General features: G+C 42.7%; 20 protein-coding genes. 9 read left to right on the forward strand and 11 right to left on the reverse strand.

Going from position 1 to position 25336, the window contains the following annotated elements:
* Positions 1-116 precede the first annotated feature (116 nt).
* Entirely contained in the window at positions 117-884 is a 768-nt protein-coding gene (locus tag ACRRS0_RS06580; RefSeq protein ID WP_432453992.1) for a helix-turn-helix domain-containing protein, read from the reverse strand.
* A 339-nt stretch (positions 885-1223) separates the two neighbouring features.
* Between ACRRS0_RS06580 and ACRRS0_RS06585 the strand changes: the two genes are divergently transcribed.
* Positions 1224-1841: a hypothetical protein gene (locus ACRRS0_RS06585; RefSeq protein ID WP_432453991.1), complete on the forward strand. Its 618-nt coding sequence runs from the start codon at positions 1224-1226 to the stop codon at positions 1839-1841.
* A gap of 119 nt (positions 1842-1960) precedes the next feature.
* On the opposite strand, the gene ACRRS0_RS06590 is transcribed toward ACRRS0_RS06585, so the two are convergent.
* Positions 1961-2590: a LysE family translocator gene (locus ACRRS0_RS06590; protein ID WP_432453990.1), complete on the reverse strand. Its 630-nt coding sequence runs from the start codon at positions 2588-2590 to the stop codon at positions 1961-1963.
* A gap of 287 nt (positions 2591-2877) precedes the next feature.
* Complete coding sequence (locus ACRRS0_RS06595) at positions 2878-3891, reverse strand: sugar ABC transporter substrate-binding protein (protein WP_432453989.1); 1014 nt, start codon at positions 3889-3891, stop codon at positions 2878-2880.
* 385 nt (positions 3892-4276) lie between these two features.
* On the opposite strand from ACRRS0_RS06595, the gene ACRRS0_RS06600 reads away from it, so the two are divergent.
* Positions 4277-6607: a methyl-accepting chemotaxis protein gene (locus tag ACRRS0_RS06600; protein WP_432453988.1), complete on the forward strand. Its 2331-nt coding sequence runs from the start codon at positions 4277-4279 to the stop codon at positions 6605-6607.
* Between the two features lie 789 nt (positions 6608-7396).
* Here the strand turns inward: ACRRS0_RS06600 and ACRRS0_RS06605 are convergent.
* The 3 genes from ACRRS0_RS06605 to ACRRS0_RS06615 form a co-directional block, all read right to left on the reverse strand.
* Complete coding sequence (locus ACRRS0_RS06605; protein ID WP_432453987.1) at positions 7397-8395, reverse strand: LacI family DNA-binding transcriptional regulator; 999 nt, start codon at positions 8393-8395, stop codon at positions 7397-7399.
* A gap of 71 nt (positions 8396-8466) precedes the next feature.
* On the reverse strand, positions 8467-10197 hold the full coding sequence (locus ACRRS0_RS06610; RefSeq protein WP_432453986.1) for a dihydroxy-acid dehydratase domain-containing protein: 1731 nt from the start codon (positions 10195-10197) through the stop codon (positions 8467-8469).
* Positions 10190-10720, reverse strand: coding sequence for a gluconokinase (locus ACRRS0_RS06615; protein WP_432453985.1), 531 nt, complete (start codon positions 10718-10720; stop codon positions 10190-10192). Before ACRRS0_RS06615 ends, ACRRS0_RS06610 begins: the two co-directional genes overlap by 8 nt.
* Before the next feature lie 79 nt (positions 10721-10799).
* Between ACRRS0_RS06615 and ACRRS0_RS06620 the strand changes: the two genes are divergently transcribed.
* The 6 genes from ACRRS0_RS06620 (at position 10800) to ACRRS0_RS06645 (ending at position 16228) form a co-directional block, all read left to right on the forward strand.
* Positions 10800-11873: a zinc-binding dehydrogenase gene (locus tag ACRRS0_RS06620; RefSeq protein WP_432453984.1), complete on the forward strand. Its 1074-nt coding sequence runs from the start codon at positions 10800-10802 to the stop codon at positions 11871-11873.
* The gene (gene idnO / locus ACRRS0_RS06625; protein ID WP_432453983.1) at positions 11857-12621 is read left to right on the forward strand and encodes a gluconate 5-dehydrogenase; all 765 of its coding nucleotides are present in this window, start codon (positions 11857-11859) and stop codon (positions 12619-12621) included. The genes ACRRS0_RS06620 and idnO overlap by 17 nt, the downstream gene beginning before the upstream one ends.
* 41 nt (positions 12622-12662) lie before the next feature.
* Complete coding sequence (locus ACRRS0_RS06630; protein WP_432453982.1) at positions 12663-13670, forward strand: TRAP transporter substrate-binding protein; 1008 nt, start codon at positions 12663-12665, stop codon at positions 13668-13670.
* A 66-nt stretch (positions 13671-13736) separates the two neighbouring features.
* A complete protein-coding gene (locus ACRRS0_RS06635; RefSeq protein ID WP_432453981.1) occupies positions 13737-14276 on the forward strand; it encodes a TRAP transporter small permease subunit in 540 nt (179 codons plus the stop codon).
* Entirely contained in the window at positions 14269-15588 is a 1320-nt protein-coding gene (locus tag ACRRS0_RS06640) for a TRAP transporter large permease (protein ID WP_432453980.1), read from the forward strand. Before ACRRS0_RS06635 ends, ACRRS0_RS06640 begins: the two co-directional genes overlap by 8 nt.
* Positions 15589-15595: 7 nt before the next feature.
* Positions 15596-16228, forward strand: coding sequence for a bifunctional 4-hydroxy-2-oxoglutarate aldolase/2-dehydro-3-deoxy-phosphogluconate aldolase (locus tag ACRRS0_RS06645; RefSeq protein WP_432453979.1), 633 nt, complete (start codon positions 15596-15598; stop codon positions 16226-16228).
* A gap of 97 nt (positions 16229-16325) precedes the next feature.
* Here the strand turns inward: ACRRS0_RS06645 and ACRRS0_RS06650 are convergent, their stop codons facing one another.
* The 5 genes from ACRRS0_RS06650 to betB all read right to left on the reverse strand — a co-directional run bounded on the left by ACRRS0_RS06650 (position 16326) and on the right by betB (position 22381).
* On the reverse strand, positions 16326-16814 hold the full coding sequence (locus tag ACRRS0_RS06650) for a GNAT family N-acetyltransferase (protein ID WP_432453978.1): 489 nt from the start codon (positions 16812-16814) through the stop codon (positions 16326-16328).
* A 23-nt stretch (positions 16815-16837) separates the two neighbouring features.
* Positions 16838-17149, reverse strand: coding sequence for an antibiotic biosynthesis monooxygenase family protein (locus ACRRS0_RS06655; RefSeq protein ID WP_432453977.1), 312 nt, complete (start codon positions 17147-17149; stop codon positions 16838-16840).
* Positions 17150-17746: 597 nt separating this feature from the next.
* A complete protein-coding gene (locus ACRRS0_RS06660) occupies positions 17747-18964 on the reverse strand; it encodes a BCCT family transporter (protein WP_432456198.1) in 1218 nt (405 codons plus the stop codon).
* Between the two features lie 255 nt (positions 18965-19219).
* The gene (gene betA, locus ACRRS0_RS06665) at positions 19220-20905 is read right to left on the reverse strand and encodes a choline dehydrogenase (protein ID WP_432453976.1); all 1686 of its coding nucleotides are present in this window, start codon (positions 20903-20905) and stop codon (positions 19220-19222) included.
* 9 nt (positions 20906-20914) lie between these two features.
* On the reverse strand, positions 20915-22381 hold the full coding sequence (gene betB, locus ACRRS0_RS06670) for a betaine-aldehyde dehydrogenase (protein WP_432456197.1): 1467 nt from the start codon (positions 22379-22381) through the stop codon (positions 20915-20917).
* 642 nt (positions 22382-23023) lie between these two features.
* Here betB and ACRRS0_RS06675 point away from each other — a divergent pair.
* Positions 23024-24802: a choline/carnitine O-acyltransferase gene (locus tag ACRRS0_RS06675; protein WP_432453975.1), complete on the forward strand. Its 1779-nt coding sequence runs from the start codon at positions 23024-23026 to the stop codon at positions 24800-24802.
* Positions 24803-25336: the final 534 nt, after the last annotated feature.

The following is a 25336-nucleotide window of genomic DNA, read 5'->3' on the forward strand; positions in this document are numbered from 1 at the left end:
TTTGCTAACATTTGTTTCATCATTCTATTTTGTGTTACAAATGTTTCACTGGCTTGAGCTGATGTCGTTTTAACGGATTTGCATTGAAGAAAAAGTGGCTAAAGCTAATTGCTGGTTCAGCGAAATTGACGTTGGTAGCGGGCCGGAGATACGCCAAAATAATTGGAAAATGCACTGGTAAAACTGCTTTGGCTGGCGAAACCACAGCTATCGGAAATCTGAGATAGTGTCAGTGTAGCATCGTCTAACAATTGTTTGGCTAACTCAAAACGTTTGCGTAGCAGATACTGGTGAGGGGTGATGCCATTTTGCTGGCGAAATAATAGATGAAATTGGCTTTCAGCTAAATAGACACAACCAGCCAACTGCGCAACCGTGATCTTCTGATGTAGATGTAATTGAATGTAGCTGTCAATCACATCCATCTGTAAGCGGACGAGCGGGCGTTGCCGAAGCTGGGTTTGGGCTAATTGGTTTTGTAAAACACAGACCAGGGTATGGGCGCAAGCTTGCCCGAGCAACTGATCTTGTGGCTGGCTAAGTATTTCGTGGCATAACGCTCCGATAAGCACCTGCGCTTGGTTACCTAGCTGAAAATAAGCTTGGCGCTCGAATAGCTGCTCAACTTTGTCTTGCATCTCATGGGTTTGTTCTAGCGGTAGGTTGACGACTAAAATTTGGTTACGCCCCAAGCCAGTAAATGCATGTTTGTTGTCGGCGGATACCAAGCAGCCTTGACCCGGCCCAACCAAGTTACCCACGCCTTCAATATCAAACTCGGTCTGTCCTTGTAACCCTATTACCACTTGATAAAAGTTGTGGCTGTGATGATGGGCTTGGCTAGGCAGTGTTAATACTTGAGATAAGCTGTTGGTTTTAACCATATATGTTTACTTTGCAAATTAAGAACTGTCATAAACTACATCATTTACATTGGTGTGAGTCGTTTGCTTGGGCGTTTAATAAACGATAGTGGATTAATTTGTAATATGTGTCAATTGACTTGCCGATTGAGCGACGCGTCAACAAGTGTAATCTTTAATTGAAGACATCGTCATGTGCTGCGCATTGTCAGTTATGCTTTTTTTTGACATTACGAATAGTCTCGCGTAGTCAAATCAACCAATGATAAATAATATATTGGTCATTTATGTTGGTGTTAGGGGGCTATATGGCAGAATGTTCATTTATTTGTTGATCTTATTTTAGTTGAAGGACTCATCATGAAATTTCGTTTCGCACTAGGTGTCGCTGTATTGGCCTCGCTGCCAGCTTTGCCAGTTCAGGCTGACTTGCTTGGTCTTACTTTTGCCAGTCATATTTCCCAAACCGATAGCGAGCCTAAAGCCTCGTCGGCTTGGCAGGGTGATATGGAGTTAAGGTTGAAGCATTTTGTTCCGTTGATTCCTAATGTCGCGATTGGTATGAATAAAAGAAAGCAAGGTGATGCTGCGGATGGTTCAAGCTATCAAGCGGAGTTATATTACAATCTTTTAGACACGGCAGGTTTTTACATCGACTTAGGTGCTGGATATGAGCGTTGGGATAGTGCAAACAGCTTATTATCGGGAACTGACAATGGTGAGCAGATGTATGGTGTCGGCCGCGTTGCCTGGCATTTTGTGGGAACCGGTTTTGGCCTTGAAAGCGATCTAAAATTGTCGCTTGTAGACGATGATTACCAAGCGAATCGTTTTAGAGCGGGTGTAAGCTATGAATTATTAGATTTGGCGGTGAGCACTATCGACCTGTCTGCGGGTTACCTATATGAAGATATTTCGACTCGTCGTTACAGCACCAAGAATAATGGTGCCTACCTAGGGCTTGCAGTTAAGTTTTAAGCGGAACTCAATGGATAAGGGTTATAGACACGAATGTTCATGTGATAACCCTAACGGCTGATTTACTTAGGCATGGTTTACTTTTGCCGTCAATTAAACTGCTCTCCTTGACGTTTTGATTATTTGCTGCTGATTAAACGAGCAGCTAAACCCAAGAAAATGAATCCCAAAAGGCCATCGGCATGCCGGCCAAATTTTAAACCATTGGCGAATAATTTTCCTAATTTACTGAATGACAGAGAAAAAACGATGTTGATTAGTAACACGACGCTGCTAAGTAAGACGCCTAGTAGCAGGATTTGTGTGGTCAAATTTTGTTGTGGATGGGTAAATTGAGGTAAGAACATGCTAAAGAAAAGCAATGCCTTTGGATTCATTAAATTATTGAATAAACCTCTTGATAGCAGTTGCTTATTATTTAAGCGCAGTATTTTGGGAGAGCTGGAATGATTGTGATCTTGTAACCAGCCTCGCAATAATTTAATACCGAGCCATGATAAATAGATCGCACCTACAACCTTAATTGCAATAACCAGCGGTGGTAGAGCCTGCATTAATTGGCCTAAACCGAATGCTACTAATCCAGTTTGAATTAAACCTGCCAAAAAAATACCGAGTGATATTATTAGCCCTGCCTTGAAGCCTGTGATTGATGAATAAGTGGAGATAAGCAGCATATCTGGGCCTGGAGATATAGCTAAAAATCCGATGCTCACTAAAAATAGTGGCAGTATAGAAACATCAATCATGGTCATCCTTACCGATTTTTTCGCAGATTATACAGAGTCCAAGGCGCGAGTGCATATGGGTTATTGGCTGCCATCGTCAGCGATGGAATTAACGCTGAATAATGGTTTTTTGGGAGGGTATGTTACTTCTGTTCGTGGCAGGCTGATGGTTTTCCTTGGTTCAATTTACTCGTATCAGCAGATATTTAATCCTCAGGGAGCGATTGGTTTAGTCGAGGTGTTTCGAATAAAGATATAGGCTGCAGTCGTTGAAGACACACAGCCTGGAAGTAACAAAACGAGTTAACTTACCAACATAAAGTTAAACCTTCGGCTGATGATTTAGAAGGAATGCCATCAACTGGTTTATCGGTGATCAACTCAACGCCTGTGTTTACGAAGTCCAACCCAGCGGTATTTTGTGGTTTTTTACCACTTTGAATAAATTCATAAACGGCTTCAACTCCCATTGACGCCATTCGAAGAGGAAATTGCATCGAAGTCGCCCCAATGACCCCAGCTTTAACATTCTCAACTCCAGCGCAACCACCATCGACTGAAACGATCAGCGCATCTTGTTTGCCGAATGCAGAGAGCGCTTCATATGCACCAGCGGCAGCCGGTTCATTAATGGTGTACACCAGATTAATGCCAGTATCTTTGGGAAGTAGATTTTCGATGGCGGTTCGCCCACCATCTTGAGAGCCTTGCGTCACTTCGTTACCAACAATGCGCGGATCATCTTCATCCCCCATATTTTGGGGATCTTTCAAATCAATTCCAAAGCCATTGAGGAAGCCTTGATTTCGAGCGACATCAACACTGATTTTATTTTCGTTGAGATCAAGTAAAGCAATTTTGGCAGATGAGGCGCCGTCACCCATTTGCTTCTTCGCCCACTGTCCAATCAAATCTCCTGCGGTAAAATTATCGGTAGCAAAAGTGGCGTCTGCCGCACTCGCAGGATTCAATGGTGTATCTAACGCGATTACTAATACGCCAGCTGAGCGGGCCATTTCTAAAACCGGCACAATAGCGACCGGATCACTCGGGGTAATTAGGATCCCTTTTGCGCCCGAAACCACTAGATTTTCCACCGCTTGTATTTGAGTTTGATTGTCACCATCAAAATTACCAGAAAACGTCATGAGTTCTAAACCTAATTCATCGGCTTTACTCTTCGCGCCTTCTTGCATTTTTACAAAAAATGGATTGGTATCGGTTTTGGTGATGAGCCCAACAATGGGCTTGTCCGCAGCAGACACGATACCGTTAACTATCAGGCACGAAGTCACTCCGAGTAATGTAATAAACTTGTTCATATCTTTCTCCGGTCTTGTTGTTAAGCAGCAGACGCTACACCTTAGATGGATGCACTTACTTGAAATAAGAAATCATTCGAATATGAATGACTCAAGTTTGCTCAGTGATTAAATTTATTCATTTATTACTTCGCAAATAAGTATGGTTGATATCGATATGAAGACAAGTCGGGTTGATATATTTTTGAGAAGCTTAAAAATAGTAGAGAATGACCTGTTCAAAATTATAGGTTTGGACACAATATCGACTATGGTTATCGGGGATACTTATGGTTGTCCGTTGGTATAACTAGGTTCATGTGATTGAAAGAACCTTGAATACTTAGGTTGACTCCTAAGGTATTCGGTACCGCTTTATTTATATGAACAGAGAGTACAGTCAACGATGAAAATCAGTTCAAAATTTATTCTCAGTATTGTTACTATCGCCGCTTTAGCGGTGGTGAGTACGGCGGCTGTGATCGCTTCGTTTTCGTCCTATAAAACAGAAGAAATACTGCTGGAAGCGCGTCGAGATCAAATGATTTCCTTACGCAATGTCGCATCCGAAATAGTGAAACAGTATTTTGGGTCATTGGAAAGTCAGTTGCTGAATGTTTCGCAACAACAAGCGCTGATTGATGCAACGCGTAATTTATCATCGTCTTATAAGCCGTTCTCGTTTTTTGTTGGACGAAATGATCGTCAGGGGCAAAAAGATCAACTTGCGAGTTATTATCAGGCCAATATTGCTGGGCAATATAAAAGTCTTCATGCAGGGAAGGCGCTTGATGTAACCACCTTGATTAACCAGATGAGCGAACCGGCGATCGCCTTGCAAGCGCAATATATTGTGAACAACCCGAGTGATATTGACAATAAAGATGAAATGCTTGCTTCATCAGACAAAACTTCTTATACGACAAATCACCAGCGTTATCACCCTTATTTCAGGGCCTTTTTAAAACGTTTTGGCCTGCAAGATATTTTGCTGTTAGACACCAATGGCAGTGTAATTTATTCGGTGAAAAAGCATATTGATTTCGGAATGTCGGTGACTAATCCCATGCTCGCTCAATCTGGATTAGCTGAGGCGTTTAGCCAAGCCTCGAAACTTAAAGGGGATGGACAGAGTTATGCGTTTATTGACTATGCTGCTTACCCTGGAAGTTTAGGTTTACCTACTGGATTTATAGCTGCACCAGTGTATAACAAAACGGAAGCGGTTGGGGTCGTGGTGTTTGCACTTCCTTCCGAAAAATTAACGGCATTGATGACCTATGGTTATAGTTGGCAAGCCTCTGGCTTGGGGAAAACTGGGGAAACTTATTTGGTTGGGCTTGATAACAAACCCAGAAGTGCCAGCCGTTTATTGTTAGAAGAACCGCAAAGCTTTAACTCTTTGATGACCCAGTTAGGCGTGAATCAAACAGAATTGGACGAGATAGTCGCTGCCAAAACCAATGTTGGTTTTCAAACCGTTCAATCGGAAGCTATCCGTCGTGCTTTAAGTGGAGATTCCGGCTCGCTGGTTAATCAAAATTACCGAGGAGAAAAAGCTTTATCGGCTTACGCTCCCATCGAAGTTATGGGTAAGCGTTGGGCGATCCTTAATGAAATCGACATGAATGAAGTGACCTCGAAGCTTTCTGAAATACAGCGATTGATTTTGCTTTATGCAAGCTTGACTGCGCTGTTAGTGATTGTGTTAGGCGGTGTTGCCGGTTACATCATTACCAGGACCATTGTCCGGCCGATCCGAGAAACCAGCCATTCCTTGCTGGATATTGCCGAGGGTGACGGTGATTTAACCCAACGTTTGAACGAACAACGTAAAGATGAGCTCGGCGAGCTTGCCAGTGGCTTTAACCAATTTGTGGCTAAGATCCAGCGAGTGGTTCAAGGCATTCGAGGTTCGGTGGGCACCTTGGCTACAACCGTTGGCGATATGAATAGGATTGTGGAAGAGGGCAGTCAAGCGGCAAACGCACAACAACGCGAAATGGAAATGGTGGTGACCGCTATCAACCAAATGGCGGCTTCGGCACAGGAGGTTGCAGGTAATGCCTTAAACGCGGCAGGGGTTGCACAATCGGCAGATGTTGAGGGGCAGCATGTGCAAACGGTTGTTCAAGAGGCGATTACTTCGATTGAGAATCTTTCTGCAGAAATTGACCAATCTTCAGAAGTCATTAGTGAATTGGAGGGGAATGTTGGCAGCATTGTGACCATTCTGGACGTGATCCGTGGAATTGCAGAACAAACCAATCTCTTGGCACTCAATGCTGCAATTGAATCAGCCCGAGCAGGAGAGCATGGGCGAGGCTTCGCGGTCGTTGCAGATGAAGTTCGTACTTTGGCTAAGAAAACTCAAGACAGTACCGAAGAAATCCAAGCCATGATCGAACGTTTACAAAAAGATACGGTTCGAGCTGTTGATGCAATGGCGTCTAGTAAAGCTAATGGTGGTAAGAGTGCTGATATTGCGCGTAATGTAGGAACATCGTTAATTAAAATTGCGGAAGCGATATCCACCATTAGTGATATGAACGCACAAATTGCTAATGCTTCAGATGAACAGAAAGTTGCGATTGAAGAAATCAACCGCGGTATCGTGACAATTTCTGATTATGGGGAGAAGACTTTAGATGGTGTTAAAGAAATTAGTAAAAGTAGTGCCGGTTTAAGTGTGCTTTCAGAGGACTTAGACGGGCAGGTGAAACAGTTCCGCGTATAGCGCTGTTGTAAGGTGTGATTACGTGGATTAGTGTGAATTAGCTGTATTGTTCATATGCGATCAGACACATCTTAATACAGCTCGCAATCTAAGCTGACAGTTGAGAGTGTGCGTATCTAACGCGCTTTTGTCCCGTTCTGTGTTAGCAACGGGGTAGAAGCTTTCGCCTACGGCGACGTCATTAAGCTTCAACGAGCAAAGCTTAGCGAAGCAAAAAGAAAGCTCGCCCTGCATCTTCTTAAACCCTGCGTGGCTCATTCTCAAGGGCGTTGAAGTAAACACTACGCTCAACAAACAGACTTCAACTTTGCTCCCTTGTTCATTTGCGCGACTCGGCGAAGATGATGGGATTTAAAAGCGTAACCTTGGCTATCGAGAGTATGAAAGGTTTTTGTTTTTAGAATGGGTGTCTAGTTTATTGCATTCGATATACTTTTCTTTGACGAGCAAAGAAAAGTATATCGCCGTCAGGGCGAAACCCTCACTAATAGATCCCCAAAATAAGCTAACTCATTTTGGGGCTGAACCAATTTAGGGCAATCTGTGATATCTAGTCACATCGAGGTAACGAAACTGACAGATAGCATTTAGACTAATTCACGTAATCACTGTTAACACCAAGCGACTTTGTCGTAATCGCTAATTACCAAGGGACTCTGCTGTTGTCGAAAGCATTTTTGAGGCACCCTATACCATCGCTTTATCGCTGGCTTGTTTCACATCATCGCGCCATTTAGAAGCGAGCACCATTAGCCCCAAAAGTCCTCGCTTTGGCTAATGGTGCTATTGTTATGCGCTTTCTCTAATCATCAGTTCATAAGGGAGTGTTTGATGCAAATTGGCTACACCTTTCTGCTCTATCAATGAAATAATCGTGGTGACAGCTAGTTCGGCCATTTCGACTCTAGGGATGCGGATGGTGGTGAGCCTAGGGTTAATTACTTCGGCGAAATCGAGGTCATTAAACCCTACAATATCAATATCTTTGCCAACTTTTATATCGTAGCGCTGACATTGCATGATGGCTCCGGCAGCCATATCGTCATTGACAAAAAATATTGCATCGGTTTCTGGCCATTGATTCAAAATTTCCGAAATGGCATTTGCGCCATTATGAAAAGAGGTTCGTTCTTTGGTATTAATGAATCGATGATAATCTAAGCCATGTTTTTCCATGACCAGTTCCCATGCTGTTTTTCTCAACATTGCCCGTCTATCTAGCCATGTTGAGCAAAACGCAATATTTTTTCGTTCTTTAGAGATCAAGTATTCGGTTAGCTCTGTGGCAGCATCTGACTGGTTGACACCAAAGTTAGCATCGAAGGTTGGCTTATCAAGGATATCCATAATTTCAACGGCTGGAATATTGCTATTCTTGATCATGGTTTGGGTGGCGAGAGAGTGCTCCGTTTCAGTAAAAATAAAACCATCAACATTTCTTGAAAGAAAATTTTCTACGACTTTTTCTTCCCCAAGTGTTGTATAAGATGAATCACCAATGAGTAAGTTATAGCCAAGGCTTTCACAACTAATCTTTGCCGCGCTAATAATCTCGGCAAAAACCGAGTTTGTGAAACTTGGAATGATTAAAACAATTGATTTGCTGGAAGATAACGCAAGCGTTTTTGCCGCTACATTTGGAATATAATTGAGAACTTTACATGCCTCAATCACCTTCGAGTGAACGTCGGCAGATACCCGATTCGGGTTATTTAATGCTCTAGAAATTGTCGACTTGTTTACGCCTAAATATTCAGCAACATCTGCGATGGTGGTTCTTTTATTCATTTATTATTATCCAAGTGTTGAACACACCCATTTATCGGATGCATTCAAATCGCATTTAATATCGTTGTAACTTAGCTCATCGCGCCATTATTAGGATGACCTAAAGCCAGCCGGAGTCCATCGAATAGATCCTTGCTGGCCCAGCCTTGAGGCTCGTATGCTATCTCATTAGTGTAAGTAAGTTCAATATCATTTAATATTCCATGGATCCCGTCCACCTCTATGATTTGGCCATCTTTAATTAAATCTATGCTGCCTCCTTTTTTGGCTTCGGGAGTGATATGAACGACGGCGGGCACCTTTCCTGAAGCGCCAGATAAACGTCCGTCAGTCACTAATGCAACTTGATAGCCTTTATCATAAATAATCCCCAGTAAAGGAATTAGCTTGTGAAGTTCAGGCATACCGTTTGCGGTTGGGCCCTGGTTTTTAACCACGACGACCACATCTTGCCATAGCTCATCGTTTTGGAACGCTTGGTGAACCGCCAGTTGGCTTTCGAACACTCGCGCAGGTGCTTTTACGATCCGTTTCGCTTCGCTAACCGCAGAAACTTTCATGATCCCTTGTCCCAAGTTACCTTGGAGTAATTTTATACCACCGCTTGGGCTGAAGGGATGCTCAACGTCTGCAATGATAGCTCGATCGCTCACTTTTCGTTCTGCTGTGAGGATTTGTTTTGAAATGGGCTGATTGTTAAAACACAGTGCATCGGGGTGTAATAGTCCAGCGCTTAATAATTCGGCCATGATTGCCGAGACCCCACCAGCATCATGAAATTGATTGACGTCTGCTGGTCCATTTGGGTAAATTTTAGCAAGCAAGGGTACAATATCAGAGAGTTGATCAATGTCTTCCCAGCGTAAGTCTATACCCGCCGCTCTCGCAATCGCGACCAGATGCAAAGTATGGTTGGTGGACCCTCCGGTCGCTAACCAGACAACACAAGCATTGATTAACGATTTTTCTGTAATCACTTGGTACAAGGGTAATGCAGTATTATCCAGCAGCCCGGAAACCACTTCGTTAATCACCGAGGATTTATCCATACAAGCTTTGGATAAACCACTATCGATGGGTTGTAACCCAAGTGCTTCCAACATGACTTGATTGGTATTTGCGGTTCCATAAAAAGTGCAGGTCCCTTCACTGTGATAACATTTACACTCCGTGTCGGTGAGTTGTTCCAAATCGATTTCCCCACGATGAAAATCTTGTCTCGCTTTCGATTTTTCAGCATTGCTGATTCCAGTGGACATAGGGCCTGCGGGTAAAAAAGCACTTGGGATATGACCCCTTGATAGGGCGCCAATTAGCATGCCAGGAACAATTTTATCGCAAGTGCCAAGTAAAACAGCTCGGTCTGCAGTGGCACAAGATAAAGGTATCGCGGTTGCCATGGCGATGACGTCTCGGCTCATCAAGGATAGTTCCATTCCTTGATAACCTTGTACTACGCCATCACATATTGCAGGTACGCCCCCAACAAATATCGCACTGTGTCCAAGCTTGGCACTGATTGATTTTATTTTTTCGGGGTAATGACGGTAGGGCGCATGTGCCGAAACCACTTCGTTATATGAGCTGATGATCCCTAAGGTATAACTTGATTTTTGACGAATAATTGTTCGTCGTTGCTCATCAAGTGCGGCAAACACATGTGCTGCATTGCTGGGTTCGATGGAGTGGGTTGACAGTTGGTTTTCTTTCAGATTTTTTAATCGGCTAAGGTATTGAGTTCGGGAAGAAATACTACGCTGTTCGAGATTCTCGGTGATCTTTGCTAATAGCTTATTACACATAATTAAGTTCTCTTAAATTTTTTACAGTGAGTTCTACGACTGCATTTATGTCATTTTCTAGGATTGAAACCTCAATATAATCGATGGGTTCATTGGTACTCGGTTCAATCAAGGTATCAAATTGGCTTCTGAGCATAGAGTCACCATTGAAATAGTGCTCGCCACGTTTTTTCATCCTTTCGCTAATCACTTCGAATGAACCTTTTAGGTAGACAAATAAGCAACTTTCTTGGATCCCAGCCTGAAGTATTTTTCGATACTCAGGCTTTAAACATGAGCAAGCGATTACGAGGTTTTCATTTGAATCAATGCATGCGGTTGCCATTGTATTTAAGGCATCCAACCAAGGTTGCCTATCCACATCATTAAGTGGGATGTTATGTTTCATTTTTGCGATATTAGCTTCAGGATGATAATCGTCTGCATCAATATAAATATATGATAATAAACTAGATATTGACTCTGCCACGGTGCTTTTACCAGATCCGGAAACACCCATTATAAAGAGTATTTTCTTTTTCATCAATTTGTCTCACCTCACACTTTTTAAAAGTAACCCTTCCAATATAGCTGATCGATATCTAACATGGCAAGCGGTTGCCTTGTTTTGTTTTGAGATGAGGAAGCAAATGTCAATAGGTAATAATATGAAAGTTAAATCGATAAAAGTTTTTGGTAAAGGAGAGGTTGGCCTTGAAGAAACCTCATTTGCGGTTACCGCGGATGAAACGCTTGTACGAGTGACTCGAGGCGGAATATGTGGTTCCGATATTCATTACTATCAACATGGCGGGATAGGCGATTTTAGTTTGTGCCACCCGATGACTCTTGGACATGAAGTCATCGGTCGTATTCATCAAAGCGGACAGACGGTTGCTGTCAATCCAAGTAAAGCATGTGGTAAGTGTTTTTATTGTGAAAGCGGTAATTCTAACCAATGTGTGAATATGGAGTTCTTTGGTAGTGCGATGCGTAACCCCCATGTAGATGGCGGATTTTCGGAATATTTGAGCGTTAGCAAACAGCAGCTTGTTCCCTATGACGACACTATTAGTGACGATGTGATGGCTTTTTCCGAGCCACTTTCGGTTGCGATCCATGCCATCAATCAGGCCGGTGGTGTGTTGGGGAAAAGGGTTTTGGTGACCGGATGTGGCCCCATTGGTTGTCTCATTATTGCAGCCTGCCAAGCTGCTGGCGCAAGTGAAATCATTGGTACTGATTTGAGCGAGCGCTGTAGAGATATTGCTCTTGAGATGGGGGCCGACAAAGTTTACTCCCCATTAGAAAGCTTGCCGACAGAATACACTGCCGATAAAGGCTATTTTGATGTGTCTTTCGAAGCTTCTGCTGCTGTGCAGGCTTTTCATGGCTGCATTGATATGACTCGCGCGAAGGGAGCATTAGTTCTGGTTGGGATGCGACCCGGCATGGTGGATTTCCCATTAACAAAATGTCTGGCTAAAGAAATCAACATTCGCGGGACTTTTCGATTTGTAAGCGAATTTGAAACTGCAGTGAGATGGCTTGAGAAAGGGAAAGTCAATCCACTTCCACTGCTTACACGAGTATTTCCATTTACCCAAATAATTGACGCTTTAAAGCTGGCTGAAGATAAAACTTCGGCAATGAAAGTTCAATTATCATTTGAGAGACAAGATGAAAAATTTATTTGATTTGAGCGGAAAAATAGCACTGATTACGGGTGCTGCACAGGGCATTGGTAATCTTTTAGCCAAAGGTTTGGCTGAACACGGTGCCACCATTGTGATTAACGATATTACTCAAGAAAGAGCAGAAAATGCAGCCAAGGAATTGGTTGATTTGGGGTTTCTTGCATATGGCATTGCATTTGATGTTACGAATAAGCAAGAAATTGTTGATTCCATTAAAAGAATCGAAATGGAAATTGGTGAAATTGGTATTTTAATCAATAACGCCGGTATTCAGCGAAGACATCCTTTTCTTGAGTTTCCTGAACAAGACTGGGATGACGTGATTCAAGTTAACCAAAAGGCCGTCTTTTTGATGATGCAAGAAGTTGGCAAATATATGGTTGAGCGACAGTGTGGAAAAATAATAAATATCGGTTCCATGCAAAGTGAATTAGGCCGAGATACCATTACTCCTTATGCCGCATCTAAAGGTGCAGTGAAAATGCTGACTCGTGGTGGGTGCGTTGAATTAGCAAGACATAATATTCAAGTGAATGGTATTGCTCCAGGATATTTTATTACAGAGCTAACCAAACCCTTGGTTGAAAATAAAGAGTTTACGGATTGGCTTTGTAAAAGAACTCCGGCAGATCGTTGGGGTAAACCTGAAGAACTAATTGGTGCTGCTGTATATTTGTCGTCGGCAGCTTCTGATTTTGTTAATGGGCATCTATTGTTTGTTGATGGTGGGATGCTCGCCGCTGTGTAGTGATTAAAATAATAACCTAATTAAAACGTGAAGGTAATAAAATGAAAATAAAACAATTTGCTTTAACTATATCGTCAATTCTATTGGCGGGTTCAGCTTTGGCTGCTGATATTAGCTTGAACTTTCAAAGTTCTAATTTTACAGGAGAACAGGTTTATACGGTTCAAAAGAAATGGACGGATACTGTAGAGAAATCATCTAACGGTCGTATTCATATTGATTTGCTACCCTTAGATTCAGTATTAAAATCATCAGATATGTTAACTGGTGTTCGCAATGGCATTATTGATGGCGCAATTGCAACCGCTGCAATGTATTCTGGAGAGGACCCAGGATTTGGCTTAATTGGCGATACTATTTCAGCTTGGAATAGTGATGAAGATATTCTCAAGTTCTACTACTACGGCGGAGGTCTGGAGGTGGTAGATAAGATTTTTCAAGCTTATGGTGCGAAGTTAATTGGTGTTTCTGTGACTGGCTCTGAATCCTTGCCTTCAAAAGTTAAGTTGGAAAAGGTTGAAGACTTTAAAGGGGTTAAAATGCGAGCGCCTTCAGGACCGATCCAAAAACTCTTTGCTAGGATGGGGGCCGCTCCAGTTGGTTTACCGGGTTCTGAGATATATACCGCACTTGAAAAAGGGATCATCGATGCCGCCGATTTCTCTACCTTTGCAAACAACCAAAAGCAAGGGGTTCACGATATAGCGAAGTACCCAATCTACCCCGGTATACATTCTTCACCCACTGTACACGTTATTATGAATCTGAAAAAGTGGAATGCTTTACCAGAAGATGATCAAAGCTTCCTCGTCGAGCATTTTAAAGGTATGGCCCTCGAATCACTATTACAGGCTCACTATGAAGACCGGATTGCTTATGGTGAAGCAATTAAAGAAGGGGTGACGCCGATAGCTTGGGAACAAAAAGAAATTGATAAGGTTAGAGCTTACGCAAAAGCGATTTGGAAAGAAACTGCAGATAACTCAGAAATAGGGAAGATGTATTACGATGTTCTTATTAAATATCTTGATTCTCAAGGTATGCTATAAAACATAATATTGTAAGTTATTAATGGCAGGCGAGTCCTGCCATTAATTTTAAAATGGAAGGTTTATATGAAAAGGTCTTTTTCTGAAAAAATAGATCATCTTTGTGTTAGTGCTGGGGAATGGGTTTCAATCCTGTTTATTGTTGTTGTGGTAATTGGTTTTTTTGAAGTTGTTATGCGTTACGTATTTAACAGTCCAACGAATTGGGTTCATGAAACGACTACATTTTTAGTGAGTATCTCACTTATTTATGGAGGTGTATCTTGTTATGCAAGTAATAAACATATCTGTATGGACTTTATTCGTCAAAGATTTAGAAGAAAAACACAGTGGTGGATGGAATTACTTGTTGAACTATTAACCTTTGTTTTTATGTTGATGCTAACTTACGGATCTTTTTGTGCAACTAAAGATGCGTTCTTTTCTCCTTTCGGTAAATTTAAAATGCAGACTTCTGGGAGTGTTATCGATACTCCATTTCCTGCATTAAACAAAGGATTCTTTTTCCTTTCATGTCTGGTGATGCTACTGCTTTGTGTCACTCATATTTACCGCCATATTGTTAAACGAAATGATCGATTAAATTTGGGGAATCACAATGCTTAGTGTGGTTGGTATTGGAATGGGGACAGCGATTATTTTCGCTGCAATGATTTTTCTTTTATTCATAGGGATGCCTCTCGGATTTCTTACGGGGCTTGTTGCTCTTTCCTTTTCATATCTTTGGTTTGATACGACGGTCATTATGCAAATGGTATCGTCTCGGGTCACCGACTTTACTTCATCGTATACTTTTGTAGCTGTGCCGATGTTTGTGTTAATGGCAACCATGCTCGATAAAACTGGCATTGCCAGAGATCTATACAATGCGATGCGAGTTTTGGCGGGCAGAATAAAAGGTGGAGTGGCCCTACAGAGTATGATGGTGGCGGTATTGCTGGCATCGATGTCCGGTATTATTGGCGGAGAAACGGTGCTCTTAGGGATGCTTGCTTTACCGCAAATGTTACGTTTGGGCTATAACCAGAACTTGGCGATTGGTACTGTCGTTGCTGGCGGTGCTTTAGGCACGATGGTTCCGCCAAGTATTGTACTGATTATTTATGGCATGACCGCCAATGTGTCTATTGGTGATCTATTTTTAGCCTCAGTCCCCGCAGCGGTATTACTTTCTAGCCTTTACATGTTGTATATCTTGATCCTATGTCATATTAACCCAAGCTATGGTCCGGCGATGGATGCAAGCGAATTAGAAGGTTTAAGTCGAGAAGATAAAAAGAAAATTGCGAAGGATATTGCGATACCAGTTGCGATTGCCGGATGGATATTAGGCAGCATTTACGGGGGAATTGCGTCGGTTACTGAATCAGCCTGTGTTGGGGTCGTCGGGGTCGCGATTGCGGCTTGGTACCGTAATGAGCTTAACTTGAATATCATTTTTGACGCCTTAAAACATACCCTAAAAACCGTCGGGATGATTATCTGGGTTGGTATTGGTGCCACGATGATCATTGGGGTATATAACCTGATGGGGGGAGATAAATACATTGCAGATCTATTTATTGGTTTAGATGCGCCGCCAATTTTTACCATTCTAATCATGATGGGCGTTTTGTTGGTACTGGGTATGTTCCTCGATTGGATTGGCGTTGCTATGCTAACCATGCCCATATTTGTTCCCATCATTATCGCATTAGGTTACGACCCGGTCTGGTTTGGGGTTCTATTCTGCGTCAACATGCAGGTCTCATTCTTAAGCCCACCATTTGGTCCAGCGGCATTTTACCTCAAGAGTGTAGCCCCGGCTGGTATCGAACTCACTGATATATTCAAATCCGTCTGGCCGTTTATTTGTATGCAGATAGCCGTATTAGCTTTGCTGCTCACTTTCCCTGAAATTGTGACTGTTTTATTGTGAGGTAAGTATGTCTGATTTATTGAACAAGCTTTCGAAGCTTAAAGTTGTCCCAGTGATTGTTGTTGAGCATGCTCAGGATATATTGCCTTTAGGCAAAATACTTGTTGATAACCATTTACCCGTAGCAGAAATAACCTATCGCTCATTCGCCGCTGAAAATGCAATTAAGGCATTGCGCGAGTCACAGCCTAAGATGTTGATTGGTGCAGGCACAGTGTTGAATGAAGCGCAGGTGATATCGGCCAAAAATGCGGGAGCAGATTTTATTGTTTCACCAGGCATTAATCCTAAAACCATTGAGGCATGTATCCAGCATAACATTCCGATTATTCCAGGCATTAGTCGCCCTTCAGATGTTGAATTGGCCTTGAATTATGGCATTCATCTCGTGAAGTATTTCCCGGCGGAGGCCTCTGGCGGGATCCCCATGCTTAAAGCCTTACTTGGTCCTTATTCTATGTTGAATATTATGCCGACAGGCGGGATTTCGGAAGGTAACATTAATGATTATCTTGCTATCGATGCGGTTGTTGCCTGTGGTGGCTCATGGATGGTTGATAAGCAACTCATTCAACAATCTGACTGGGATAGCGTGAGTGAATTGGTGAAACGCACTGTTGCGCTGGTTAAGCAAGCGTGATGCCTAAGCCAAGCCATCATCGCTGCTGATCCGCACCATATACCTTGTGAATCTAAATTGATTCACAAGGTATATATTAATTATTAGTTGTTTGTCATCAGCGCTTAGACGGCCCTTCCAGAATTTTAGACATATTGAAGCCTGAAATACTAAAGCCTAGTGCTTGGTAGAGTTTGAGCGCACGTTTATTCTGGTAAGCAACTCTAAGCTTGATTTGTTTTATACTCTGCTGCTGAAGCTGAGCTTCTAGAAGCGCAATCGCTTGCTTAGCATAACCTCGACCTCGATAGGTTTCGTTAACATAAAAGTCATAGATGAATGTCGCCTGGTCCTCTGTATTAATGGCATGCCATAAATAGCCCACCACATTTGATTGATTGTCTATGCTGATTTCAAGACATAATAAGGCGTGTTGTTTGGTATCTAGACCATTTGGAAAGCTAAGCTGTAATGCTTTTTGTGCCATCTCGATTGCAAGGTCTAGCGGGTGGCCATAATTTTCTGCAATTTCACGGCTGTAATCATCAATGAAATACTCACAATATGCGGGATACTCGTTTTGTTTCATTGGCCTAAGAGTAAGCATCTTCTTCCTTTTTCCTTTTAGAGCTAATAGTCGCGTTCAACCTTAGCGATTCTAGTTTTAAATGATGAATACCAATGCTCTCGACCCATTTTTTGAGCTTGCTGATGTTCTATATTGGCTTTCCAATGTTTGATTGAGTCAAGATCGGACCAGTATGAAACCGTAATCCCTAGTTCTTCTCTGGCAGACTCAATGCCAATAAAGCCAGCTTGCTTGGAAGCGAGTGTAAACATTTTTTCGGCCATTTCAGCATAGCCCTGATCACCTTCCGTGCGAAGAGAGGTAAAAATAACGGCGTAATAAGGTGGTGCTGGTGTCTCGGCCATTAACGACATATGCGCTCCTGATGTTATTTAAGGCTGTTTGTCACTGTTCAATATAACTCTCTCTAATAATCGTAGCCATGTTTGCTCCACTTGGTTTGACGGCATTGCATCATGGTATTTGATTGTTAGATGCTTACAAAGCTGATGTTTTCGAGTTTAATTGATTTAACATCTTGGCAATGACTTAAGCCTGGGAGGAGGATAGCAAGAACTCATTGGCGGCTAAAGCCTTATACTCATCTAACTCATTGTCGGTTCATTCTCGCAGCTATAAATCAGCGCTAACTGCATTATTTTTCTTGTAATTAGAGCCACTCGTTAGCGCACTTTATCTCTGGTTATTGGCAGATTTATTCTGTGCAATAAGTTGATCTGATGACTCATCCGCTTGGTATTAAGGGGCTTTAACAAACGTGGTGCAATATAAAATGCTAGATAAGCTGAAAGCTGAGTGGGCGTATTTAGAGATTTGCACGCTTTAGGTTTTGTTGTGTAGTCGCTAAATCAAGCAGAGTCAGCTGGGACGCTATTCTGCTTGATTTAGCTATCGAAGTTTAGCAGCGTGGCTTTCGCTATTGCGCAAACCACGCTCTGAATTGACCTCATCTAATTAGATAGTTCAATCTTGTTATAGTCGATGGTATTCCCTTTTGGAGAACATTTTATTTTGACGACTTGGCGATAGTGGGTCAGTAAAATATAGCCAAAGCAGCCTAAGATGAGTCCTATCGCTAATGCGCCAACCCACTGGATTTGTAGAAAATCTAGTTTGAATAATAGTGTGAGCCCACTGAGTACGGCAATATTACCGATAATATAGGTTGTTTTGCCAAAGCGCTGTACGGTTAAATTTAGGTTATCGGTATACAAGCGCACCAATGAATCAAGCGAATTGATCACAAATGTTACCCCAACAAATACCATTGCTAGATTGTAAAATCCCGCTACAGGAATTGCATTGACACTATAGTAATATAGTACTGTGAACCAAATGGCGATAGGGATCGATGGGAATACCATCATCGCAATTAATACTTGATAAGTTCTAAATCCGCCGACAAAACGTGCGGTAAACTGACCAATCATAATGCTCCAAGCAAACCACCAAAATAAGTAAAATTCATGGTAGTCGTTAATCGGTAAGACAAAGTGATGTAGATTGGCAAAATAATCCCCAATTAGCGCGAAGGTTGAGAAGAATTCACCAAGACCCGAACCATCGGCAAGGAATGCGCCAGCCCACATTAAGCCGATTAAAGCTAAAAACAACCAGCTGCTCGCCAAGCTTAAAACTCTTACGTAGCGAATGTTGGTACTCGAATATACCGCCGTGGCAATCACCAATAATACGATTAGATAAAAACTGCCTACGATGGTCTCACCATCACCCAACTCGGGTAAATACCAGGGTAGATTCACCAGTAATAAGTAAGCCGTAAAGGCGCAGGTACCAATGATAACAATGTTGTTGATGAGTTTAATCAACGGGATTTCGAAAAACTTAACTCTGGGCTCTATCACACAAAAGTAGAAGCAGGTTAAGAAATAGAATGCCCAAATAAAGAAACCCCAAAAACCAAATTCTATCGCTAATGGATTACTAAAGGCGTATTCAGGGCTGGTCACTAAATCCGCGTATCCAGAAAACTCGGTGAGTGGGAACATGATAAGCCCGACATCTAATCCCGAGGTAAATAGGATGGCGATAAAGGTAAACTTACGCACCGGAGTGACCCCAATACACTGGATGTTTCCCCAACGGTAAATGATAAATGAAATGGCAACGAAGGTAAATAAAATGCCGATAGATAGCCAAGTCGTCATCATTTGGCCTCCGAAGGTATATAACTAGCAAACATAATTAATTCCTTATTTTATGTTTTAACTGCCAGGTCTCAATTTTTAATAAAGGCTTTTGCCATCAGACCTTAAGTATCGTGCGGACGATAGTTAAAACCTGATAAATTGAACTTAGCTAAGGGACCATTTGCGAAATCGCGTCGGTTGGTCCGTTACCGCATATTTGTGATAAGCGAGGCGAACCCCCACTTATTACAATAAAATGATAGCGATGGCTGATTAGCTGGCCGGCCGTTTTGCAGCCCGTAAGCGCTGATTATTTTGCCAGTCTTCTGCAACCACGACTTCAGCAGTGCTAGGCGCCAGAGTTGCTACACCTAAAACCATATCTGCGGCGCGCTCGGCCAGCATAATGGTGGGTGAATTCAAGTTGCCATTCGGGATGGTTGGAAAAATTGAAGAATCAATCACCCTAAGGCCCTCAATCCCATGAACCTTTGTTTCTGAGTTCACCACTGACATCTCATCTTCACCCATTTTGCAGGAACAAGACGGATGATAAGCACTCTCTACCGAATTTCTGACAAAACGATCAATTTCCTCATCGCTTTGTACGGTTAATCCAGGCTGAATTTCTTCACCGCGATATTCGTCTAAGCCTGGTTGATTAATGATTTCTCGGGTTAAACGAACACAGGCTCGAAAACCTTCGATGTCGTCTTGATGAGATAAATAATTAAATTGAATTTTCGGTGCCGTATGTGGGTCGCTAGAAACCACTTTCACAAAACCTCTACTCTTGGGTTTGTTATGACCGATATGCACCTGAAAACCGTGGCCGGCAAAGGCTTCTTTTCCATCGTAGCGCATCGCTGCCGGTAGAAAGTGATATTGTAGATCGGGCCACTCTAAGTTTGCTTTGGAACGAATAAAGCCACATGACTCAAAATGGTTGGTTGCACCTAAACCCGACTTATTCAGGATCCAACGGGTTCCAATTAACATTTTGTTCCAAGGGTCCAGCTTTCCATTAAGAGATATTGGTTTTAAACACTTAAATTGAAAATAGAACTCGAGGTGATCTTGCAGGTTTTCGCCCACACCGGGTAGCTGGTGAATTTGTTCTATGCCAGCTTTGGCTAAAGTACTCGCTTCACCAATGCCCGAAAGCTGTAATATATGTGGAGATCCGATGGAACCAGCAGATAACAAGACTTCTTTATCACTAAATACATCAATGACTTGTCCCTTACGCTCGTAGCGCACGCCGACCGCGGTTTTACCTTCAAATAATACTTTGTGCACCAAGGCATGGGTAATCACTGTTAGGTTATCACGCTGTATAGCGGGTCGGAGGTAGGCATTTGCGGTAGACCAACGAACACCATTTTTTACCGTCATATGCATCGGGCCAAAACCTTCTTGTTGCCCGCCATTATAGTCTGCAGTCGCCAAATAGCCGGCGTCTACCCCTGCATTTACAAATGCTTGATACAAGGGGTTCTTCATTTGATTGCCGTTATTGACCGCAAGTGGCCCCGTATCTCCTCGGTATTGATTGCCGCCAAATGACCAAGTTTCGGCTTTCTTGAAATAGGGCAAACAATGCGCATAATCCCAATTCTTTGCCCCATGTTGCTGCCATTCGTCAAAATCGCGCGCATGACCTCGCACATAGACCATGCCATTTATCGATGACGAGCCGCCCAGTACTTTTCCTCGAGGACAATGCATACGGCGCTTGTCTAAAAATGGTTCTGCTTCGGTTTCAAACTGCCAGGCATATTTTTTAGTATTCATCGGAATGGATAATGCGGTTGGCATTTGAATAAAAATGCTTTTGTCACTGCCACCGGTTTCTAACAGCAATACCCGATTGCTCGGATCTGCTGATAAACGATTGGCCAGCACACAGCCAGCACTACCCGCGCCTACAATGATGTAATCTTGTTGAGCGTTGCTCATATTTATTCCTTAAAATGGGCTTTCAAGTGGCTGCATGCCCACATAGACCGCTTTAGTTTGGGTATACGCTTTTAATGTTTCGCTGCCATTTTCTCGGCCAATACCAGACATTTTATAGCCACCCACTGGCATTTCAGCTGGTGAAGCACCATAGGCATTGATCCAGCAAATTCCAGCTTGCAACTGATGTATCACTCGATGTGCACGGTTAATATCTTGAGTAAATACGCCAGCGGCTAAACCTAGTTGGGTATGATTTGCCCGTTCAATCACTTCGTCTTCTTCGCTAAACGTTAGTATCGACATCACCGGGCCAAATATTTCTTCTTTTGACAAAGTCATATCGTCGGTGCAATCCGTGAAAATTGTTGGCGCAACAAAGAAACCATCGGGTGCATTTTCTGGTTGTAAGGCGCAACCACCAGTGAGTAGTGTCGCCCCTTCAGCTTTGCCAATTTCGATGTAATCGAGGACTTTCTGTTGATGTGCTTTTGATATCAGCGCACCAAAATTGGTGTTTGGATCCATCGGATCGCCGCAAACAATGTTTTGTTCGGTGCGCGCGATTAAACGTTCGATAAAACGAGGGTAAATATCTTGTTGCACAAACACTCGTGTGCCATTGGTACAGATTTCACCCTGAGTATAAAAATTACCTAACATGGCCGCAGAAACAGCATTGTCTAGGTCTGCATCATTAAAGATGATCAGCGGTGATTTACCGCCTAACTCCATGGTGACTTGTTTTAATGAGCTAGCAGAAGCTTGCATCACTTTTTTGCCAGTGCCTACTTCACCAGTAAAAGACACTTTGGCAATATCTTGGTGCCCTGTTAACCAAGCGCCAACTTGAGCATCGCCTTGAACCACATTAAACACACCATCGGGAAGACCTGCCTGAGTCAAAATTTCAGCTAAGCGCATTGCGCCGCGCGGGGTTTCCTCTGAGGGTTTAAAAATCATGGCATTGCCACAGGCCAGCGCAGGGGCCGCTTTCCAGCAAGCAATTTGCAGAGGATAGTTCCAAGCGCCAATTCCCGCACAAATTCCAAGAGGCTCACGGCGGGTATAATAAAAATCATCGCCAATCGGTTGCTGACTTCCTTCAATGCTTGGCGCTAAGCCTGCAAAAAACTCAATTGAATCTGCACCCGTCACGACATCAACCACCGATGCTTCTTGCCATGGTTTGCCGGTATCCAGAACTTCAAGCGCAGCGAGTTCATCATTGTATTCACGCAATAAAGCCACGGCTTTTAACAAAATACGGCTGCGTTCAATGGGGAGCATTTTTGACCATGTGCTAAACCCAGATTGAGCACTCTTTATGGCCGCTTCTTGAATCGCTTGATTGGCCGTTTCAACCAGGTAGCTGACGCGACCAGTTGCCGGGTTAATGACTTCAAATGTTTCACCCGTACCATTAGATATATATTGACCATGAACATAGTTTTGATAAACGACTAACGATGGCATCAAGGTTTCTCCATACTGGCCAATTACTGCTTTAGTTCTCGTTTTCATACCGCTGCAGAGTTGCCTGTATTTTTAAGTTGTTGTATCAGCGCGACATCAAAAGTGCGGCTGTAATTAGATATGTTATACCGAGTGATTGGGCATAGATAAGTCTAAGCTTCGTTTAAAAAACAATCAGCTGGGTGTTTATTTGATTACGATCCTAATGATTAGAGCTCTAATTATCAAGTGGTGAATAAGTATTTACTGAATTGTAAATTTATACTCAATTAGATAACACATTGTTTTAAATGTACTAATTAATATAACGCTAGTCATGTTCAGATCAATAAAAGATATAATTACAGCTAAAACAATTTGAATTGTAATCATTTTATAGCTGTACTGATGAACGCACAGCCCTGACGGGCGTGGTTCTCATCAAATGGTCGCAGAGTGCAAATAACGCTCACCTTTTAAAATAAACTCTACTGACATTCGTTCCGATGTTACAGGTCGTTGGCTGGGTAAATGATGATAAAAGGGGATGCTTCAAACTCGATAAAAGGTTTATCTCTTAGGACTAAATTACGCTAGTTTTTTGGATGTTCGTTGGTGACTGATGAGAAGGAAACACTTGTTTGTTTGAGGAGTGAAAGGTCCATGGATAACACATTTAGTTGTCAAAAAGAGCTACCTATTATGCCGGTGCCAGAGCTAAATGAAACCTGCGGTAAATTCATGGAATGGGCTGCGCCATTATTGACGGAACAAGAGCGAGGTCAAACTCGAGCGCTTATTACGCGGTTTCTTCAGCCCGGGGGGGAGGGAGAAAGGCTACAGCATGATCTGATTGAATGGGCTCAAGCACCCGCAATTTCTAACTGGTTCGCCCCTGTTTGGCGTGACTTTTACTTAGCATGTCCCAAATCGTTGGTGATCCATAGTAACGTATTTTACTACCTGAAAAGTAAGCTTGATGAAAAAACAAACTCACAAGCAACTATTGCCGCTGCGCTGATTGTGAGTGTTTACCAGTTTATCGCTTTGATTGATAACAAAACCTTGAAGGTTGACATGCAAAAAGATCTGCCACTTTGCATGGAACAGTATCAAAATATTTTTTCTGCAACCAGAATACCGCAGCAAGGCACTGATGATCTGAAAGTCGGGTCGTCTAGAAAGCATATTGTAATCATGCATCATCAGCGGATCTATCAGCTCAATGTCTTGGATGAATACGGTAATATTCACGCCCTATCTGCACTTGAATCTGCGTTTGATGAAATTCTTTCTGGTTCAGAGAAAGGACAAAACTTTGGTTTACTCAGTACTTTGCCACGCGATGACTGGGCAAAAAGTAGAGCCGATTTACTTGAAATATCGGCGAGAAATGGCGAGCGAATGCGCATTATCGAAGATGCTGCTTTTGTCGTGAGTCTTGATGAAGATTGCCCGGAAGCGCTCACCGAGATCTCAAAACAGTTACTTCACGGTTCTGGACAGGATCGCTTCTTTGACAAATCACTGCAGTTTATTGTTTTCAAGAATGGTAAAACGGGGATCAATTTTGAGCACTCAGGCGTGGATGGTTCGGTCATGCTTCGTTTAATCGCTCATATTTATGACACGATTGATCAGTGTTGTTTGCCTCAAGCGAAAGTTTCTGCGAAGAGAAATCAAGCGGCTGTTCCTCTGGTTGAAGAAATTGAGTTTGATTTAAACGATGATTTGAAACAAACGCTTTGCTCTGCGGAGGATTGGTTCGCTCTGCATGTTGCCAATACTCAAACCAGAGTTTTGAATTTTACTCAGTTTGGTAAAAATCAAATTAAACAATTTGGCGTCAGCCCTGATGCTTTCGTGCAGCTTGCGCTGCAGTTGGCTGAATATAAACTCTATGGCAAGTGCTTCAGCGCCTACGAAGCTGTGATGACTCGAACTTTTCTCGGTGGGCGTATCGATGTTTTGTATACGGTTTCTCCTGAATCGATGCTGTTTATCGAAAGTATAGGTGCGGCCAATTGTTCTACAGAGGCCAAAAAATCGGCGCTGATTCAAGCGACTCGCAAGCACGTGGCACGAGCCAAGGAGTGTCGTTTTGGTCAAGGCGTTCATGCGCATTTACTGGCCTTAAAATATCGTTATACCAGCGTGGGGGATGCGCTTGGTATTGAGAATCTTCCGCAAATATTTAGCGACGTGGGTTATCAAGCACTGACACACAGCATTGTGTGTACCAGTACCACATCAGAATACGGCGTTGAGTTGGCAGGTTATGGACCGATTGTCGATGACGGCTTTGGGATCCGTTATTTTAAGCAACATGATTCCATTTGTTTCAATATGACCAGTAGAACGGCAATGCAGGACAAACTTGAGCAGATGCAAGCTTATATAGAGCAATCACTGCTTGAAATGGCGGAGTTAATGCGAAGCTAGTATTGTTTGGGCTTCAGGTACTAGGCGTAAATTCACTTCTATTCGAAGTGGCAGTGAATGAAGTGAATTAGTGCTTGCTTCTGCTAAGGGGCGTGCTAATCGCATCGCTGATGTTGCCGCCTGGTTCCGTAAGGCTTAAAAATAGCTTACTTCGCACTCATTTTTGTCGGCTTTATGTTGACATCATTCAATAACATCACACTTATGATTGACCGTGGGCCAGCAGAAGGTCATCGCGGGTTTCCTCGAACATGATTTCGCCCTTGCAGTCATACTTGGCGAAGAGAGGCTCGGGTATATGCTGCCTATATCGCCCAGTGGTTAATGCGCATAGAGAATCTATAAGGCTTCTGTTGGGGCAGATAACGATATATTTTTCGAATCAATACTGAACAATAAATTGCAGTGAACGCAGCAGCGGAGGTATTGCGGTTTACAATTTGTTGACTTGTTGGTGCGATGTGCCATTTAATTGGTTTTTAGCTACCCGAGAATATTGAATTAGAGTCGGGCCCAAATAGAAGTTGTACAGCA

This window comes from Agarivorans sp. QJM3NY_29, assembly GCF_050870835.2.
Taxonomy (GTDB): Bacteria; Pseudomonadota; Gammaproteobacteria; order Enterobacterales; family Celerinatantimonadaceae; genus Agarivorans.

What these genes read in the sequence shown, in the direction of transcription:
- ACRRS0_RS06585 (WP_432453991.1), top strand. Translation starts at nt 1,224, where the DNA reads ATGAAATTTCGTTTCGCACTAGGTGTCGCTGTATTGGCCTCGCTGCCA.
- betA (WP_432453976.1), bottom strand. Translation starts at nt 20,905, where the DNA reads ATGAGCAACGCTCAACAAGATTACATCATTGTAGGCGCGGGTAGTGCT.
- ACRRS0_RS06675 (WP_432453975.1), top strand. Translation starts at nt 23,024, where the DNA reads ATGGATAACACATTTAGTTGTCAAAAAGAGCTACCTATTATGCCGGTG.
- ACRRS0_RS06610 (WP_432453986.1), bottom strand. Translation starts at nt 10,197, where the DNA reads ATGTGTAATAAGCTATTAGCAAAGATCACCGAGAATCTCGAACAGCGT.
- betB (WP_432456197.1), bottom strand. Translation starts at nt 22,381, where the DNA reads ATGCCATCGTTAGTCGTTTATCAAAACTATGTTCATGGTCAATATATA.
- ACRRS0_RS06655 (WP_432453977.1), bottom strand. Translation starts at nt 17,149, where the DNA reads ATGTCGTTAATGGCCGAGACACCAGCACCACCTTATTACGCCGTTATT.
- ACRRS0_RS06650 (WP_432453978.1), bottom strand. Translation starts at nt 16,814, where the DNA reads ATGCTTACTCTTAGGCCAATGAAACAAAACGAGTATCCCGCATATTGT.
- ACRRS0_RS06615 (WP_432453985.1), bottom strand. Translation starts at nt 10,720, where the DNA reads ATGAAAAAGAAAATACTCTTTATAATGGGTGTTTCCGGATCTGGTAAA.
- ACRRS0_RS06595 (WP_432453989.1), bottom strand. Translation starts at nt 3,891, where the DNA reads ATGAACAAGTTTATTACATTACTCGGAGTGACTTCGTGCCTGATAGTT.
- ACRRS0_RS06590 (WP_432453990.1), bottom strand. Translation starts at nt 2,590, where the DNA reads ATGATTGATGTTTCTATACTGCCACTATTTTTAGTGAGCATCGGATTT.
- ACRRS0_RS06660 (WP_432456198.1), bottom strand. Translation starts at nt 18,964, where the DNA reads ATGACGACTTGGCTATCTATCGGCATTTTATTTACCTTCGTTGCCATT.
- ACRRS0_RS06600 (WP_432453988.1), top strand. Translation starts at nt 4,277, where the DNA reads ATGAAAATCAGTTCAAAATTTATTCTCAGTATTGTTACTATCGCCGCT.
- ACRRS0_RS06645 (WP_432453979.1), top strand. Translation starts at nt 15,596, where the DNA reads ATGTCTGATTTATTGAACAAGCTTTCGAAGCTTAAAGTTGTCCCAGTG.
- ACRRS0_RS06630 (WP_432453982.1), top strand. Translation starts at nt 12,663, where the DNA reads ATGAAAATAAAACAATTTGCTTTAACTATATCGTCAATTCTATTGGCG.
- ACRRS0_RS06635 (WP_432453981.1), top strand. Translation starts at nt 13,737, where the DNA reads ATGAAAAGGTCTTTTTCTGAAAAAATAGATCATCTTTGTGTTAGTGCT.
- ACRRS0_RS06640 (WP_432453980.1), top strand. Translation starts at nt 14,269, where the DNA reads ATGCTTAGTGTGGTTGGTATTGGAATGGGGACAGCGATTATTTTCGCT.
- ACRRS0_RS06580 (WP_432453992.1), bottom strand. Translation starts at nt 884, where the DNA reads ATGGTTAAAACCAACAGCTTATCTCAAGTATTAACACTGCCTAGCCAA.
- idnO (WP_432453983.1), top strand. Translation starts at nt 11,857, where the DNA reads ATGAAAAATTTATTTGATTTGAGCGGAAAAATAGCACTGATTACGGGT.
- ACRRS0_RS06605 (WP_432453987.1), bottom strand. Translation starts at nt 8,395, where the DNA reads ATGAATAAAAGAACCACCATCGCAGATGTTGCTGAATATTTAGGCGTA.